The organism is Paenibacillus sp. SORGH_AS_0306 (assembly GCF_030819345.1).
Classification (GTDB): Bacteria; Bacillota; Bacilli; order Paenibacillales; family Paenibacillaceae; genus Saccharibacillus; species Saccharibacillus kyungheensis.
The window spans coordinates 2475238-2492569 of the sequence record NZ_JAUTBP010000001.1; the positions used below are offsets into that span (position 1 = coordinate 2475238).

At 39.8% G+C, this 17332-nt stretch carries 16 protein-coding genes; 5 read left to right on the forward strand and 11 right to left on the reverse strand.

What is annotated here, in order from left to right; all coding sequences use genetic code 11:
• Positions 1-44 precede the first annotated feature (44 nt).
• On the reverse strand, positions 45-665 hold the full coding sequence (locus QE450_RS10675; RefSeq protein WP_307299254.1) for a hypothetical protein: 621 nt from the start codon (positions 663-665) through the stop codon (positions 45-47).
• Positions 666-690: 25 nt separating this feature from the next.
• Positions 691-1860, reverse strand: a complete 1170-nt coding sequence (locus tag QE450_RS10680; protein ID WP_307299256.1) for a substrate-binding domain-containing protein — start codon at positions 1858-1860, stop codon at positions 691-693.
• A 285-nt stretch (positions 1861-2145) separates the two neighbouring features.
• On the opposite strand from QE450_RS10680, the gene modA reads away from it, so the two are divergent.
• From modA to QE450_RS10695, 3 genes are all read left to right on the forward strand, one after another.
• Positions 2146-2955, forward strand: a complete 810-nt coding sequence (modA, locus tag QE450_RS10685) for a molybdate ABC transporter substrate-binding protein (protein WP_373462043.1) — start codon at positions 2146-2148, stop codon at positions 2953-2955.
• Positions 2952-3632 carry a molybdate ABC transporter permease subunit gene (gene modB / locus QE450_RS10690; RefSeq protein WP_301262167.1) on the forward strand — a complete coding sequence of 227 codons (681 nt, stop codon included), beginning with the start codon at positions 2952-2954 and terminating at the stop codon, positions 3630-3632. Before modA ends, modB begins: the two co-directional genes overlap by 4 nt.
• A gap of 201 nt (positions 3633-3833) precedes the next feature.
• A complete protein-coding gene (locus tag QE450_RS10695) occupies positions 3834-4685 on the forward strand; it encodes a GNAT family N-acetyltransferase (protein ID WP_273612794.1) in 852 nt (283 codons plus the stop codon).
• A gap of 238 nt (positions 4686-4923) precedes the next feature.
• On the opposite strand, the gene QE450_RS10700 is transcribed toward QE450_RS10695, so the two are convergent.
• Entirely contained in the window at positions 4924-5706 is a 783-nt protein-coding gene (locus QE450_RS10700) for a hypothetical protein (protein ID WP_307299266.1), read from the reverse strand.
• An 84-nt stretch (positions 5707-5790) separates the two neighbouring features.
• Entirely contained in the window at positions 5791-6243 is a 453-nt protein-coding gene (locus tag QE450_RS10705) for a flavodoxin (protein ID WP_273612796.1), read from the reverse strand.
• 412 nt (positions 6244-6655) lie between these two features.
• Here QE450_RS10705 and QE450_RS10710 point away from each other — a divergent pair, with 412 nt between their 5' ends.
• Together QE450_RS10710 and QE450_RS10715 are read left to right on the forward strand one after the other, a co-directional pair.
• Complete coding sequence (locus QE450_RS10710; protein ID WP_273612797.1) at positions 6656-7525, forward strand: class I SAM-dependent methyltransferase; 870 nt, start codon at positions 6656-6658, stop codon at positions 7523-7525.
• Between the two features lie 10 nt (positions 7526-7535).
• On the forward strand, positions 7536-8306 hold the full coding sequence (locus tag QE450_RS10715; RefSeq protein WP_307299271.1) for an RluA family pseudouridine synthase: 771 nt from the start codon (positions 7536-7538) through the stop codon (positions 8304-8306).
• Positions 8307-8476: 170 nt separating this feature from the next.
• Here the strand turns inward: QE450_RS10715 and QE450_RS10720 are convergent, their stop codons facing one another.
• From QE450_RS10720 to QE450_RS10750, 7 genes are all read right to left on the reverse strand, one after another.
• Complete coding sequence (locus QE450_RS10720; RefSeq protein WP_307299274.1) at positions 8477-9127, reverse strand: DUF3298 and DUF4163 domain-containing protein; 651 nt, start codon at positions 9125-9127, stop codon at positions 8477-8479.
• 265 nt (positions 9128-9392) lie between these two features.
• On the reverse strand, positions 9393-11855 hold the full coding sequence (gene gyrA / locus QE450_RS10725) for a DNA gyrase subunit A (protein ID WP_373461968.1): 2463 nt from the start codon (positions 11853-11855) through the stop codon (positions 9393-9395).
• Between the two features lie 9 nt (positions 11856-11864).
• Positions 11865-11987, reverse strand: coding sequence for a hypothetical protein (locus QE450_RS10730; RefSeq protein ID WP_273612799.1), 123 nt, complete (start codon positions 11985-11987; stop codon positions 11865-11867).
• Between the two features lie 46 nt (positions 11988-12033).
• On the reverse strand, positions 12034-14019 hold the full coding sequence (parE, locus tag QE450_RS10735; protein ID WP_273612800.1) for a DNA topoisomerase IV subunit B: 1986 nt from the start codon (positions 14017-14019) through the stop codon (positions 12034-12036).
• 368 nt (positions 14020-14387) lie between these two features.
• On the reverse strand, positions 14388-15377 hold the full coding sequence (locus tag QE450_RS10740) for an ABC transporter permease (RefSeq protein WP_273612801.1): 990 nt from the start codon (positions 15375-15377) through the stop codon (positions 14388-14390).
• Positions 15370-16374, reverse strand: a complete 1005-nt coding sequence (locus tag QE450_RS10745; protein WP_307299281.1) for an ABC transporter ATP-binding protein — start codon at positions 16372-16374, stop codon at positions 15370-15372. The genes QE450_RS10740 and QE450_RS10745 overlap by 8 nt, the downstream gene beginning before the upstream one ends.
• A gap of 40 nt (positions 16375-16414) precedes the next feature.
• Complete coding sequence (locus tag QE450_RS10750) at positions 16415-17245, reverse strand: GDSL-type esterase/lipase family protein (RefSeq protein ID WP_307299284.1); 831 nt, start codon at positions 17243-17245, stop codon at positions 16415-16417.
• Positions 17246-17332 lie beyond the last annotated feature (87 nt).

The window sequence follows — 17332 nt, forward strand, 5'->3', positions numbered from 1 at the left end:
GAGTTCTAGCTTTTTGAATATTTCATATCATCGTTATCGTTTGTTTAGAACATTGATGTAATCGCACCTGTTTTTTTATCTACATAATACCATCCATAAGTAGCGGTATGACCTTCGCCTGTCGCTGCATCATCGACTACATTTTCATAGACATGGACAACATACATATTGTCTTCTTCATGATCTACATCTGCGACCAGATAAGAAGAACCATTCAACTTATATTTGTCTTTCACCAACTGAATAGCCTGAGCTTCATTTACTCCAGATGTATTGGTAGTAGTAGATGTACTAGATGATGAAGATGGTGTAGCCGGTACGGTAGGCGCACTTGGAGTTGGTATCGTTGGAGCTGTTGTATTTGCCGAATTAGAAGAGGATGATGAACCTGCACTATTCGTCTGATTAATTCCAATATACAAATTATTGTTCGACAAACGAATATCTTTGCTCATAGCTATACTCATCGTTCTAGCTGGTACATAGGTTGTTCCTTTATAAATAATGACATTGGCGTCCGACTTTTTGACTTGATCGATATATAGACCTACATTTTTAAAAGCTACCTGAATACTGGTGGTATTTGCTGCCATTGCTACACCTGTTCCTGTTAACAATGAACCGATCGCTATCCCTAATACCAATCCTTTTACTTTGTCTTTCATCATTATTTCCTCCTTATTCGATATATTAATATTCACTGGCGTACAATATTTCCCCTGTACGAGATAAATCATATCCACCGATGGCTTGTAGTTCACGTTTAAATTCATCGGATGACAGTATTCTTCTTAATGTAGCTATCCATTCTGCATTTTCGGTTTTATTGAGTATCACCAGATCATAACGCTCAACCGTTAATGGAATAAACTCTACTCCTACTAAAGCAGCAGCTTTCTCGCTTCCGACCCCTACATCGGCTTGACCACTAGCTACTTTGCCAGCGACTGCTATATGAGAAGATTCTTCCTGTGCATATCCTTGTAACTGTGATGTACGAATATCGTTCAATCGTAGTTGCTCATCCAGTAAGACACGTGCTCCTGCTCCGCGTTCCCGGTTCACCATTGTCAGTCCAGCTTGAGCTAAGTCTTGCCATGAACGAATCCCTTTTGGATTGCCTTTAGCTACATATAATCCTGCTCTTCTCGATGCTAAATTAATCACTGTACAAGGATGAGAAACTAGAATTTTACGAATATACGGCAAATTATAATCGCCTGTCTCTCCATCAAATAAATGAGTGCTAACAATATCGGAATTGCCCATATACATAGATACCAGACTATCCATACTCCCTGCAAAAGAACGAAGAGGACGATAGCGACTATCTTCTTTTTCCATATAACGTGCCAGAATATCCAGACTGGTATCCTGCCCTGTAATCACAATCGTTCTTCCACTGGTTGGTGGGGTGACAGGTTCCTGTGTTATAGGATTCATCGTTCCTGTGTTCCGCAAAATCTCTTCTGGACGGGCATAAGCTGCATGTACAAATTCAGGTGTAACTGTTGCTTCCGCATCAGATGTATGATCTTCATAATCCATATGTGGAATATTACCGACTCCCGGTTGAAGTGGAGAAACGTCTGTTGAATCAGACGATGAAGAAGTCTGCAACATGCTATCTAGTGGGGTAGCTGTCATATTAAGCTGTCCCGCATTTTCTCGATTTTCACGAATCATGCCGTTTTTGGCTTTTTGTTTGTAAGCTTCTAGATCATAATGATCGACTCGCATTTGTTTACCAACACGATAGGCAGGCAGATCGCCTTTTTTGATCAAATCATAAACCGTTAATTTGGAGACTTTTAGTAATTTGGCGATTTCTTCAGTTGTGTATGACACCTGCTCATTCATAGGTGGTTCCTCCCTAACAATATACGTTTATCTTAACGTGGATCAGAAGTGTTTTCAATTTAATCTATAAGTGAATCGCTTATGAATCATTATATTTAATTATAACTAGATATAATTAGAATGATTTAGTATGATCTAATATATAATAATGAGTGTAATACATAGTTGTATTATAACTTTAAGGAGGAATATTTGTTGAAATCTCTAGTTTCTTTACGTTCACTTCGTTCTGCTTCGCTTACATCTCGTCTAAGTATGACTGCTATGCTTGTATGTGTGCTCTTGATGCTCAGTGCTTGCTCATCCACCACAACAACATCCAGTACAGATAACTCTACTACTCCTACAACAACTTCCACTGAAAATAGTGCTACAGCTACTCAAGATGCACCTGTGCAATTAACGATTTCGGCGGCGGCAAGCTTAACCGATAGTCTGCAAGAAATCAAAACGTTATATCAGCAACAACATCCTAATGTGAGTCTTACTTTTAATTTTGCCGCTTCAGGTACATTACAGAAACAAATTGAACAAGGTGCTCCAGCAGATCTTTTCTTTTCAGCAGGTAGCAAACAAATGGATGCTTTACTAAGTGCTAAGCTGATTGATACAGCTCACGAAAAAGATCTATTAGCTAATCAGCTTGTACTTGTAGTACCCAAAGATAGCTCTTTCTCTTTAACTTCACCAAAAGACCTCACTAATGAAAACATCAAAAAAATAGCTGTCGGTACACCTGAATCTGTTCCGGCGGGTATGTATGCGAAGCAGACTTTAGAATCTGCAAGTCTTTGGGATTCATTGCAATCCAAACTTGTGCTTACCAAAGATGTGAAGCAAGTTCTTTCTTATGTAGAAACAGGGAATGCTGAAGCAGGATTTGTATACAAAACAGATGCGATGGATTCAGATGGCGTAAAAGTTGCTTTTACCACAAAAGCAGATAGTCATGATCCGATTCTATATCCTGCTGGAATCGTCTCTGCAACTACTCATCCTCAAGAAGTCGCTGACTTTTACGATTATTTGCAGACAGATGAAGCGCAAGCCGTTTTTGTCAAACATGGATTTGTGAAGGCTTCTTCAGGCTCATGAGTTCTTTTGTCTGGTCATGGGATATAATCGGTTCGCCGATCCTGCTTTCTTTACAAATTGCTAGTATCGCTGGAACACTTGCTTTTTTACTGAGTATTGGGATTGCAATGGCAATGAATCGTTATTCTTTTCCCGGCAAATCTATAGTAGAGACTGTATTTATGTTACCGCTCGTCTTGCCTCCTTCTGTTGTCGGTCTACTATTATTAACGATATTGGGTAGACGCAGTTGGATTGGACAATTAGCAGAATGGCTTACACATCAACCGATTGTATTTAGCGTAACAGGAGCGATTATTGCTGCTACTGTAGTTTCATTTCCACTCGCTTATCAGACACTCAAAACGGGATTCGCTCTGGTTGATAAAGATGTACTGGAATCCGCCCGCTCTCAAGGGGCTACCGAATTGCAATTACTCTGGCATATGATTTTGCCACTGGCATGGCGCTCTCTGGTTACAGGATTTGTGCTTGCTTTTGCCAGAGCGCTCGGAGAATTTGGAGCTACTCTTATGGTCGCTGGTAATATTCCCGGTAAAACGCAGACCCTCCCGACAGCGATTTACTTTGCTGTCGATGCTAACAATATGCCACTAGCATGGAGCTTAACGATTATTACGATTCTAATTTCATTTATTCTATTATTATTAACTGGACGCATTCGTGGTTCTACCTGACCGGTGACTACGAATGCTTTTTTATTTTGTAAAACTTAGATAGCTTTATCTAGTATATTCCTTATATAATTATACGTAGACTGACCAAAATAATAGGCATTGGTTACATGTGCAAGATCAACTTTATGATCTTATCGGCATAGCCATCGATAATGTCTATCGATCATCTTTTTATTAAATACAGAAAAAAGAGGTACAGCTATGCTCAAACTTCAGCAGTTATCAGATATATTGGAATTGCAGGCTCTTTGTGAAAAAGAAGATTCTATTATGCTCAAATTAAACTGGGATATGCTTAAAAATCGTGCTCCCGGAAGTGTAGAAGACTTTTTCCATTATGAAGGTAAATTATTGATTGGATTTCTAGGCATTTATCGTATGGGACAAAATATTGAAGTATGTGGAATGACTCATCCTCTTTATCGTAGACGGGGTGTATTTACAAAATTGTGGGAACACGCGGTGAGTCGCGGGCAATTGGTAGACGCCGAGCAAGTACTGCTCAATGTGCCTCGTGATTCGGTCTCCGGTCAAGCATGGGTGCATACCAGACCTGTCGTTCTACACAGTATTGAGTACACGCTCAAACTGGATAACGAACACAATCATCTTATTGTAGATGAACCGGAAACGGCGGTATTGCGTCCCTTTAATGATAGCGATATTCCTTTGTGGTTACGATTGGATGCAGATGCTTTTGCTATTAGTGAAGCTTCTACACTGGCGACACTCGCCAATCCCAATCGTTCCAAAACACGTAAATTGATCGTTATTGAGCATGCAGGAATAGCTGTTGGGAAAATAGAAGTAGATTATGAAGGAGAACATAGTTGGATCTACGGATTTGTGATCGATCCAGCGCTACGTGGACATGGTATCGGGCGAAGTGCATTGCGTCAGGTCGCTCTTACTGAAAGTCAAGCAGGTCATAGTGTGTGGCTTAATGTAGTGTCTGATAATGATCGTGCACTTTATCTGTATGAATCATGCGGGTTCCAACATCAAGATATTCAAGATTATTATCTGTACTCTCCACCGATGCCTGAAATTTAAACCTAATAGCAAACACAGAAAAAGCGTTTATACCAAGCACGGAGGTCCGGTCCATGCCTGGATAAACGCTTTTTCTTAGAGGTTCATCTATCTTAACCGTATCATGTGACTGGAACGGAAGGATAAATGGTCTCTATTCCCTGTAACAGGAAAGCCGTATGTTCGTTGGTCTTGCTTATATTGTGAAAAGAATCCGGGTCAAAAAGATGGGGGGATTTTGACCCGTTTCTTGGTCCACCTACATGAGGCTCCACGAAGGAGCTAGGGATGTCACACCAGCGTTCTGTCTGCAATGTTCACAGACTTGAGTTCCGCCTGGTACGACATGTTGTAATAAATGAAGATAATCCAGTGAGGCAGACACTTTTTCCGGTGAAGGATAATGTCGCTGTACTGTCCCTTCCATAATCGAAAAAATATCGATTCGTTCAGGTAATCTACCAAAAGCAGACTGGCAAAACACAGAAGATAGATGAATAAAAGCTTCTGCTGTATAAGGATCATCATCAACGATAAACTTCTGAACGATCAGGCTCTTGTGTCCGGATGAATCATCCGGTTGCGCTGTTGGTTCAGACACTTGCCATGCTACTTGAAAAATAACCGACAAGTCTGTTTGCAGTTCTGGAACCAAAGTCTGATGCTGTTCATACAACATCATCGGGTAAGGTGCATATTCATTAGCTGCAAGCAACTTGCGAATATTATTCGTTACCAGATCTTTGACTTGCCAGTACTGTTGTTCATGATCAAAGTAAGAGATACGCTTGGGCCAACGGAAATCAACCAGTTGACCAATATCACTAATCCCTCTTAGCTCTGGTGACATACTGTAATAACGATTAATCGCATGTCCTATCGCAAATTGTACCCGTTGCTTCCAATGAATAGGCGAAGTCTGGTTACGTGATGCTTTGCGTGTAGGTACGGACTGATCTTGATTACGATATGTCATGCGTAGCCATTCTTCCAGCTTGTAGTCCTGCAAAACAGGTGAAGCCTGATCGGTAGAATAATTCATATATGCTTAACACCTGCTTTCCAGTCATACGAAGTCTTTTATTACATCTACTTTTGTGTCAGCTAGTGAGCAAGTTATTAGGAATTACCCTACACTTACTGCTACACTTGCAAATTTTTTACCGAATTCACGACAAGTTTCCTTCTCGTCGGATGAAGGATTTAATTCGATCTTCAGCCCTTCTACTACGATATCTGCACCACGCTCTTGCAACTTATTCGAAAGAATATCGACAGCTGCTGCAAATTGTTCGTAACAAGTGTCTCCACTTCCGAATACAGCGGCTTTTTTACCGGCAAGGTCTAATTGATCCATATCTTCGTAAAAGTCGAGGAATTCATCTGGCAATTCGCCATCTCCCCAAGTATAAGCGCCAAGGAGTACTGCGTCGTATTCCAAAAGAGTATCCGCATCACAGTCCATTGCTTGCTTGAGTTCAACCTCTCCACCTGTGGATTGTATTCCTTCAGCAATCAAATCTGCAATTTCTTCTGTATTCCCAGTCATGCTGGCGAACACCACTAATATTTTAGACATTGTAATCCTCCCGCATATGTGTTTTCCATGGATTGATCATACTTGATAATGATTCTCATTGTCAACAACGAATTTTAAATTTGTAATTTATTTTTGTTTTACGGATATTTTCGTCTGTTATTTAAATGTTCTTTTTCTTCTGACCAATAGATAATGCGTAATAAAGTGTATATAAAAGCACAATATTTGCTTAATTGAACTTATGTTTTAGCTAATCTAATATGATATAAAAGATTTATACCGTACTTTTTGTTTTTTTGAGAGTAGAAATCAAATATATCTTCCTTTCATCTATTGTTATACAATGAAATGCGGTAAACTGATAAAGATGGCTTTATAGGCTACTCTGTATATAGATGATTGTACCTAGACAATATCTATCGAGAAATAAAATATAAGGATGGATTATTACATGTATATTGCTGATCAATGGAAAGATTATGAATTAATTGATACGGGCGCAGGTGAGCGTCTGGAGCGTTGGGGAGAAATCTTATTACGTCGTCCAGACCCGCAGATCATCTGGCCTCTCCAATCCGCAGATCGAGACCCGCGTTGGAATCAAGTCCACGGGCATTATCACCGTAGCGCTTCAGGTGGTGGCGAATGGGAATGGAAACGCAAAATTCCAGAACGCTGGAATATTCGCTATGGCGATCTGAATTTTCATATCAAACCGACAAATTTCAAACATACCGGTCTATTCCCTGAACAAGCAGCGAACTGGAGCTGGATGATGGACAAAATCAAAAATGCAGGTCGTCCTATCACTGTATTAAACTTATTCGCTTATACTGGTGGAGCGACGACTGCTGCTTCTTATGCAGGCGCTGATGTCGTCCACGTAGATGCGGCTAAAGGCATGGTGCAATGGGCAAAAGAAAACCATCAATTGTCTGGTATCGGCGATCGCCCGGTACGCTTTATTACAGATGATGTATTTAAATTTGTACAACGTGAGCAACGTCGTGGTAACAAATACGATGCAATCATTATGGACCCTCCTTCCTATGGACGTGGCCCTGGTGGCGAAATGTGGAAATTGGAATCCAGTCTGTATCCGTTCCTGGAATCTTGCTTGTCGATTATGTCTGACAATCCATTATTTATGCTGATCAACTCGTATACAACAGGAATCGCTCCTACCGTGTTGTCTAATATTTTGAATATGACAATGCAACAACGTTACGGTGGTACCCTTTCTTCTGGTGAAATTGGTCTACCTATCACGAACTCAGGTCTGAATTTACCTTGTGGTATTCTTGGACGCTGGGAAAGCTGAGGAATAACAAATGGAACAACATTCAAATACTAAAGGTAGAGAACCGATTCCTGTTCTTTATGAAGACAATCATATTATCGGCGTTGTAAAGCCAGTAAATATTCCTTCTCAAGAAGATCCAACAGGTGATCCAGATATGCTGACGTTGATCAAAGAAGATCTCAAAGAGCGTTATAACAAAGCAGGCAATGTCTATTTGGGATTGATCCACCGTCTGGATCGTCCGGTAGGCGGAGCGATGGTATTTGCCAAAACATCCAAAGCGGCTTCTCGTTTGTCCGAATCTGTACGTAGTCGTACGATGGTAAAACGTTATGTAGCGGTTGTACGTGGTATTCCTACTGTATCCAAAGCAACACTTAAAGACGTACTTCTCAAAAATGCACGCACTAATACAGGTGCAGTAGTACCAGCAGGAACTACGGGTGGTAAAGAAGCTGTACTGGATTATGAAGTACTCGCTCAAAATAAGGATTTGAATCTAGCGCTAGTCTTAATTCATTTGCATACCGGACGTTCTCACCAGATTCGGATTCAAATGTCTCATGCAGGTTATCCGTTATTTGGGGATCAAAAGTATGGTGCTGAAGTAAACCGTCGCGGTGAACAATTAGCATTATGGTCAGTCCTGACTGCTGTTCCTCATCCTGTCGGTGGTCGAATGATCTCTATGATCTCACTTCCTCCACAGACTAAGCCATGGATTGAATGGTCAAGTGATATTTATGAGCAATTGAAGCAACGATTAGAGCTTGAATTGGAGCAAACGAAGTTGAAGTAATTTACGATCGATATTATATGTTGAAGTATATCTCATCAATTTTAAATAAAAAAAGCTTTTCCATTGCCTTGTAATCAAGGAGCGGAAAAGCTTTTTTTTAGCCATGAAATTTTATTATACATAATAGTTGTTTAGCATTACTTTCTTCAATAATCGGATAAATCAAATCATTATTGATTGATTGCAGTATAAGGAACTTTAATATCTATCGTTCCTTCTGAATAAGGTGCAACTTCGTATTGATTGAAACGAATAACAATGCCTTTATTGTAGAAGTAAAAAGTTGTTTTATTGTCAATGTTAAAATCTAAAATAGCTTCTTGAAATATATTTTCTCCAGCATCGTATTTAGCTTGCAAACTTTGAGAAAGAGACGTTTTCAAGTTATTCATTTGCTTTTTATTGGTAATTACACTATTTAGATGTAATAACTTTCCTGTTCTCAAATCAAAATTATAATCTATCGATGCAGGCATACCATGTGTTCCACCTGTATACAAGTAATCACTATAGATTATAGATATTTTCTCATCATGATTGTACTTCACACTTACATCTGTCAAATAAAAATAACTTTTATCTGTTTTTTTGTTTTCAGTGTCATACTTCGCTGCATGCACTGCATGAATTTTTAAAGTCTTGTTAATTTTAGCTATAATTTCTTTGTTGCCACCTGTCAGTTGAACATACGGCTGACCTTTGTATTTATAGGTTTTGGTTTGTACGGTGATCGTATTTGCTGCATCAACAGGATGTATAGCTACAGTAGAGATCACAACTAACAAGGTAATCATAACGTATACTATCGTTTTTAATTTCATTTTTCCACCTCAATTATTAGATAAGTCGATTCGCTTATATGTAATACAACTATTAAAATCACATAAAATTTATTCTATCATGAATTTGCTTCTGTAGCGAAAGGAATTATTTATTGGTAAAAGCCATATTGTATGATTGGCTACATTAGAATTATAATATTAGAAATGGCTTATTAACTCTGTTTATAAACATAAAGTGCTCTAGCTAATTGGAACGTAGCGAGAGCACTTATGTTGTATTTCTAGTTTATTTTCACTTAAAAAATTAGGTAGAGCCGTTAGATGATAAATCTTCTACAATTCCGGTAATCGTATCTGCTTTGTCCATTTCGACAATCTGTTTACCAATATGTCTACGTTCATCGGTTTGTAGTGCGGCTTTGCTATTGAATCCGATCATGCGATTAGGAGGTAAAATAGCTAGGAATGAACGATGTTCTTCACACACAAAAGCACCGATAATGCGATTGCCATTAGGTTTGGAACGTTTACCTTCTTTGAACTCAAAAGTAGATAATCCTTTACCACCGCGACTTTGCGTCTGATACTGTAACAATGAAGTACGTTTGGCATAACCGAGATCGGTAATGACCATCAATTGTCCTTCTTCTCCATCTACCCATAAGACTACAGCAACTTCATCGTCTCCAACCAATTGAATCCCACGTACACCTGCTGCTACACGACCCATTGGATTGACTTCTTCGGCGCGGAAACGGATACTCATACCGTCTTTGGTAATTAGCATCAAGTCTCTTGCTTGTCCTGCCCGGGTGACTGAGATCACTTCATCCCCATCCCCTAGCTTACAAGCAGCGACTGCTCCTGAACGTTTGGTTGCATACTCTTTAATTTCTGTACGCTTCACTTGACCTCGCTTGGTGACAAAGATCAAATCTGCTTGTTCTTCTTCAAAATTGCGAACCGGAATCATCGTTACGATTCGATCTTCACGAGTCATCGGGATGATATTTACAATCGCTTTTCCTGTTTCTTTCCATTTGAAGTCAGGAATCTGATGAACAGGCAATAAGAAGTATTGTCCTCGCTGTGTAAATACAAGCAGACTATCGAGTGTATTTACATTTATCACATCACGAATATAATCATCTTCCTTAGCACCTGATCCATTACGTTCTCCACCGGAACGATTGAAAGACATCATACTGGTACGCTTAATATAACCATCGTTAGAAAGGCTAACCAGTACATCTTCGGAATTAATCATCACTTCAAGATTAACTTTTAATTCTTCAACTTCATCTTGAATAATCGAACGACGATTGATACCATGCTTATCATGAATTTCCATCAATTCTTTTTTGATCAATCCGACTAGCTTTTTATCGCTACCAAGAATTGCACGGAAATTCGTAATTTTTTTCTGGATATCATTCAGTTCTTTTTCAACCTGATTAATTTCTAGATTGGTTATGCGATACAATTGAAGCGTCAAAATAGCATCTGCTTGGCGTTCAGTAAGACCAAACATCCATTGCAAATTATTTTGTGCATCCTGACGGTTTTTAGACGCTTTGATCGCTGCAATGACTTCATCCAATACATTTAGTGCTTTAGCCAGACCTTCTAATACATGTGCACGATCTTCAACTTTATCAAGATCATGTTGTGTACGACGGGTCACCACTTCACGTTGATGAGCAATATAAGCTTCTAGAATACTTTTAAGTCCCATTTGCTGAGGAGCTTTATTTACGATCGCTACCATATTGAAGTTATAAGTAACTTGTAGATCGGTTTTTTTGAGCAAATAAGCAAGAATTCCTTGTGCATCTGCTTCTTTTTTCAGTTCAATAACGATTCGTAGTCCATCGCGTCCACTTTCATCACGAACTTCAGCGATACCTTCTACTTTTTTCTCAAGCCGTATATTTTCCATCGCAGTGACAAGGCGAACTTTAACAACTTGATAAGGAATCTCGGTAATAACGATCTGTTGTTTGCCGCCACGTAATGTTTCGATTTCAGTTTTAGAACGTACGTAAATACGTCCTTTTCCTGTGGAGTATGCATCTCGTATGCCGTCTCCGCCCATAATTGTACCACCTGTTGGAAAATCAGGGCCTTTGATATAATTCATCAATTCAGGCAATTCCATTTCTGGATTCTCCATTAACGCAATACAGCCTTCAATCACTTCGCGCAGACTGTGCGGAGGAATTTCAGTAGCAAAACCAGACGAAATTCCGCTTACTCCGTTCACTAACAAGTTAGGATAACGAGAAGGTAGAACGACCGGCTCTTGCGTCGTATTATCGAAATTATCTTTAAATTGTACAGTGTTGCGATCAATATCACGCAAAATTTCCATCGCTATCGAAGATAGACGTGCTTCTGTATAACGCATCGCTGCTGCTGGATCATCATCAGGAGATCCCCAGTTACCATGTCCATCGACAAGCGTATGACTCATTTTCCATGGTTGTGCCATCCGTACCATACCATCATAGATCGATGAATCACCATGAGGGTGATAATTACCCATCACATCACCGACCGTTTTGGCAGATTTGCGGTATCCTTTTTCAGGAGTATTGCCCGAGTCGTACATCGCGTACAAAATACGGCGTTGTACCGGCTTTAATCCATCACGAACATCAGGAATTGCGCGGTCTTGAATAATATATTTAGAGTAGCGACCAAAACGGTCTCCAACGATTTCTTCTAGAAATGCTGGCAAAAATTTATCGTTATTTTCAATAGCCATCCGTTCACCTTACCTTCCGAGCTTATCGCCGGATAATTTTGAAGCCGCCGCAGAGTACAGAGGGAAGTGAATACCATTCCAACCAAGTACGGTATGATGCTCACTTCCATCTGCACTAACGCAGCGGCTCATTTAGTTTCATCATTACTAAAATTCAATTTACATATTATCTAGTGTATTACTCTACATATTCTGTAAAGTCTACATTTTCTACAATCCAACGTTTACGAGGATCGACTTTGTCACCCATTAGCGTAGATACACGACGCTCTGCTTTGGCAGCATCTTCGATCTGCACCTGCAATAACGTACGACTTTCAGGATTCATCGTTGTCTCCCATAATTGCTCGGGATTCATTTCTCCTAATCCTTTGTAGCGTTGCAAATCGACGTTTTTGCCAAACTCTTTCATCGATTGGTTCAGTTCTTCGTCTGTCCATACATAACGTTCTTGCGATTTTTTACCTGCACGTTGAGAAATTTTGTACAACGGAGGTTGAGCAATATAGACTTTACCATTATCGATCAATTGCTTCATATAACGGTAGAAGAACGTCAGTAATAAGACTTGAATATGAGCACCATCGGTATCCGCATCGGTCATAATAATGATTTTGGAGTAGTTGCTATCTTCTATCGCAAATTCTGTTCCTACTCCTGCTCCAATAGCAGAAATAATCGCCCGATACTCTTCATTTTTCATCACATCAGCAAGTTTGGATTTCTCTGGATTCATCGGTTTACCTTTGAGTGGTAAGATCGCTTGAATTTTGGAATCTCGTCCTTGCTTCGCAGAACCACCTGCCGAATCTCCTTCGACGATAAATAGTTCGTTTTTAGAAAAATCTTTGGATTGCGCAGGGCTTAGCTTACCGTTCAGATTCGAACTTTCACTGCGTTTGCGTCCTGTACGCATATCGTCACGTGCTTTACGAGCCGCTTCGCGTGCACGAGAAGCTTGAACCGCTTTTTTAATCAGTTTTTGGCCGACTTGTGGATTTTCTTCAAGAAAACGTTGCATATTTTCAGCGACGACAGCATCTACTGCTCCACGTGCGGAAGAACTACCCAGTTGGTCTTTGGTCTGACCCACAAATTCTACATCTGACATTTTGACGCTGATTACCGCCATCATGCCTTCACGTAAATCTCCACCTTCGAGGTTTTTATCTTTTTCTTTGATAAGCGCTGTTTTGCGAGCATAATCATTTAATACGCGAGTGTATGCTGTTCTGAATCCTGTCTCATGTGTACCGCCGCCCCGTGTAGGAATGGAGTTAACAAATGAAGCAAGCGTCTCGGTATACCCTGCATTGTACTGCATCGCTACTTCGACTTCGATATCTTCACGTTCAATATTAAAATGAATAACATCATGCAATACATCTTTACCTTCATTCAGAAATTCTACGAATTGACTAGCTCCACCTTCATAATAAAAACGATCTTCTTTATCATTACGGTCGTCTTTTAGCAAAATTTCTAGTCCTGAATTTAGAAAAGCAATCTCTTGCAGACGTTCAGCAAGCGTATCATAATTCAATGCTATCCCTTGTTGGAACACACGAATATCTGGTTTGAATGTAACTTTTGTTCCTGTAATTTTGGTTTTGCCAATCACTTCTAGACCACTTACAGGTTCACCGACATGTTCTTTGCCTTTTTTATCAACCCAATATTCAAAACGTTGACGATGAATACCACCATCACGATAAATTTCTACTTCCAGCCACTCAGATAAAGCGTTGGTTACAGAAGCACCAACTCCATGTAGACCTCCGGACTTTTTGTATCCTCCACCGCCGAATTTACCTCCGGCATGCAAAATGGTAAATACAACCTGTGGTGTAGGTACTCCACTTTTATGCATTCCTGTCGGAATACCGCGTCCGTTATCAAAAACTGTAACTGAACCATCTTTGTTCAGTGAAATCTCAATTTTTGAACAATGTTTTGCCAAATGCTCGTCAACTGCGTTGTCCACAATCTCCCATACGAGATGATGAAGCCCAGATGAACTTGTACTACCGATATACATCCCCGGACGTTTCCGTACGGCAACCAGCCCTTCAAGCACCTGAATGTCGTCAGCATCATACCCGGAAACTGGCGGATTAACATTACCACGGGATGAATTTGTGAGTGAATCGATCTTTTCGACCATTCATGGTCCCCCTCTTTAATCTAAATATTGCTTTGTTCTGTTAGACCTTCGATTAGCATTATAAATCTTAGTCGAAAATTATACCATAGGTAAATCAATAATCGCGCTTGACCCCGAACTATCATATCATACGCTTTTATTTTGTCGACCATTTTGATTTACATAAAATGTAATTATCGCTCAAGTTATTTCTATAATGCAAACACATGTTTCCATTTATCTTTTAAGTGTAATCTAATCTTTTCATTTCGTAAAGATACTTCTAGCATTATTCTACGATTTCCCATTATATTAGCATGGATGATCTTTTGTAAATAAACTTGCCTGCTGATCCTAAATAAGATTAGCAGGCATACAAAACATACTTTTTAATTGAGTACATCTCTTTTTGTAAAAACAGCAAACGAAATAATAACAGATACGAATGCCCATACAGCTAATACCCCTAGTGAGAATGGCAAAGTCATTCCTTCTATTGGTGCCGGGCTACCTGACAGGTAATTCGTTAATCCCAGATTGACCATAAATAAATATTTAGCAGTGCTCCAAGAAGCCGCCATATTGGTCAATATCGTTCCTGCGATCAACGAAGCCATCATAATCACAATACTGGCTGCGGTACTACGCACCAACACAGATACCATAAAGGCAAGTAACCCAACTGTCAAACCGACAAACCAGATCAGTCCCATTTGCATCAAAATAAATTGCCATTGTGCTACAGCATGTACTGTACTCATATCGGTTCCGGTATCGCTTGGCTGGAACCCGGTAAATACAGGGATATTAAATCCACTATAGCCAAATGCTGCACCTGAGATCACATAGGAAATAATAAAGGTACAGACGACAATCAGCGAGACAAACATCGTCAGCGTAATCAATTTACTCAATAATACTTTCCACCTGCGAATCGGCCTTGTCAGCAACATTTTAATCGTTCCGCCTGTTCGTTCAGCAGATACAAGATCAGAAGCGATAGTCATAATCAGCAGTGGAATAAATAAACTACTGGAATTGTCCAAAAACTCACGCGTAAATGTAACTCCGCCCGGTTCATTTGGATTCACGTCATTTTCTAAATAATATTGCATCTGTTGTACAAACACACGACGATACTTTTTCCATTCTTCGGGTACACGATCACTACCTAAAGAATTCTGATTATCGGTGATCGCTTGCTGTAATTCCACACGCCAGTCTTCACCAAACTTTGTGCGATTCTCCTGAGCTTGACGCATCTGTGCATAAGTAAACATCGGTACCAGTACCAATAAAACCAATAGCACGACATAAAATCTTTTTTTCTTAATGATTTTGATTGTCTCATTCTGTACCAATGGCCATATACTATTCAATAAATTCACCTTCTGTCACGCCCAGAAATAGTTGTTCCAGCGTCGGGCTAAGTTTGCGTACATTATGAATCTGAACCCCTGCTTGTACAAGAGTCGCTATCGTTGTTGAGATATCTTCTTCCGGTGTCGCTGTGATAATGGAGTTCGTTCGAAGCGAAGCGGCTGTATCGTTATCGATATTAGAACTTTCTAAATCAAGCACTTGAATAGAAGGAATAGATTGTAGAATCTGTTCTCCTTGCATCTGAGGCTCTAGTTCCCAAATCACCAGATGCTGTGTATCTTCTACCAGTTCAGTCACTCCACCTACAGCAATCACGCTTCCTCGCCCTACAATCGCTACCCGATCACAAAGCAGTTGGATCTCACTTAATAAATGACTGGATACAAATACAGCCATACCTTGCGCTGCTAATTCACGAATAAAAATACGCATATCTCGAATCCCTTTAGGATCAAGTCCATTGGTTGGTTCATCCAAAATAAGCAATCTAGGGCGACCTAACAACGCTTGAGCAATGCCGAGTCGTTGACGCATACCTAGTGAGTACTTGCTTACTTTATCGTGAATACGCTCATCCAGCCGAACGATTTCAGTCACTTCTTGAATCCGTTTCTCATCAACTCCTGGCTGCATACGTGCAAAATGCTCCAGATTTTCCCATCCTGTCAGATAGGAATACATTTCAGGATTTTCAACGATTGAACCGACATATGCTAATGCTTTTTCCGGTTGCTTGGTGACATCGTAGCCACAAATATTTATCGTTCCTTCAGTCGGACGAATTAAATTGACTAACATTCGAATAGTCGTTGTTTTACCTGCACCATTAGGTCCTAAAAAGCCAAAAATTTCACCTGCTTTGACTTCGAAAGTGACGTCTTTGATAATCCACTTTTTGCCGATTTTCTTTTTGACATGTTGCACAGATAATACAATCTCTTCTTGAGATGATGTAGACTGCGAATGGGTAACTGTAGACTTCGAATCGATCATGGTCTAGCTCCTCTCTCATTTCCATATACGCTATCAATCATTATTCGATACTTTGGACGACACGTTCTGCAATTTGTTCATAACCTGTACCATTAGGATGGAAATGATCAGAAGATAAATATTTATTTATATTTTGCTGAAATAGATCAAAGGTAGGGATCAGCGACATATTAGATTGACTATTAATAATATTCATTGCTGTCGTATTCCACGTGGTAACTGCTTCATTACCGGGTATACGCAGTTCAGGTAAATCAGAAAATGGATTATACAGTCCGAGGTACAAAATATGAGCATCTGGATTAATTTTAGCGATCCGCTCTAATATTTGTTGTAGTGTTTTACTTGCTTTGGGAAGATTAGCTAGTAGTTGTTGTTGGGTTGGTGCTTGTTGCTGATTATTACCTAGTGCTTCACCGGCGTTAAATAAATCATTAGCACCGATCGATAAAAAAATCATATTCGATTGTTGCAAAACATGTTGTACACCCGGTTGTTCTAGTGAAGATAAAACCGCTGCTGTTTTTTGTCCGTTAATGCCTAGATTAGCGATTAATTTAGCATCTTTGCCGTCTTTTTGCAGTAAATCTACAGTACGACGAGCAAATCCGCTACCATCATCGTCTCCTGTACCTTTAGCAAGCGAATCGCCCAACACTGTCACCCGAAAAGAACCGTCTGCATTAGCGGTGGATGTCGCTGTTTCACTTGTGGCAGGATCTGTAGATGCCGTACCTGTATACGTGCTACCTACAGGATGTAATACATCAGAAATCGCATAAATAAAGCCGCCAATCAATACAATCGTGGCTACAATAGATGAGATACCTGTGATTCGCCAGATACGTACTGACGATTTGGATGATTTCATAATTTGTCCTCCTGTGCTGAAAATATGAACAACATCTGCCACTTGGTATGATGACTCGCGGTTCATTATTAAGATAGGTTATCTATC

Coding starts and splice junctions, on each gene's coding strand:
- modB (WP_301262167.1), top strand. CDS start 2,952: ATGAGTTCTTTTGTCTGGTCATGGGATATAATCGGTTCGCCGATCCTG.
- gyrA (WP_373461968.1), bottom strand. CDS start 11,855: ATGGCTATTGAAAATAACGATAAATTTTTGCCAGCATTTCTAGAAGAA.
- QE450_RS10695 (WP_273612794.1), top strand. CDS start 3,834: ATGCTCAAACTTCAGCAGTTATCAGATATATTGGAATTGCAGGCTCTT.
- QE450_RS10680 (WP_307299256.1), bottom strand. CDS start 1,860: ATGAATGAGCAGGTGTCATACACAACTGAAGAAATCGCCAAATTACTA.
- QE450_RS10745 (WP_307299281.1), bottom strand. CDS start 16,374: ATGATCGATTCGAAGTCTACAGTTACCCATTCGCAGTCTACATCATCT.
- parE (WP_273612800.1), bottom strand. CDS start 14,019: ATGGTCGAAAAGATCGATTCACTCACAAATTCATCCCGTGGTAATGTT.
- QE450_RS10675 (WP_307299254.1), bottom strand. CDS start 665: ATGAAAGACAAAGTAAAAGGATTGGTATTAGGGATAGCGATCGGTTCA.
- QE450_RS10715 (WP_307299271.1), top strand. CDS start 7,536: ATGGAACAACATTCAAATACTAAAGGTAGAGAACCGATTCCTGTTCTT.
- QE450_RS10705 (WP_273612796.1), bottom strand. CDS start 6,243: ATGTCTAAAATATTAGTGGTGTTCGCCAGCATGACTGGGAATACAGAA.
- QE450_RS10700 (WP_307299266.1), bottom strand. CDS start 5,706: ATGAATTATTCTACCGATCAGGCTTCACCTGTTTTGCAGGACTACAAG.
- QE450_RS10710 (WP_273612797.1), top strand. CDS start 6,656: ATGTATATTGCTGATCAATGGAAAGATTATGAATTAATTGATACGGGC.
- QE450_RS10720 (WP_307299274.1), bottom strand. CDS start 9,127: ATGAAATTAAAAACGATAGTATACGTTATGATTACCTTGTTAGTTGTG.
- QE450_RS10750 (WP_307299284.1), bottom strand. CDS start 17,245: ATGAAATCATCCAAATCGTCAGTACGTATCTGGCGAATCACAGGTATC.
- modA (WP_373462043.1), top strand. CDS start 2,146: ATGCTCAGTGCTTGCTCATCCACCACAACAACATCCAGTACAGATAAC.
- QE450_RS10730 (WP_273612799.1), bottom strand. CDS start 11,987: ATGAGCCGCTGCGTTAGTGCAGATGGAAGTGAGCATCATACCGTACTT.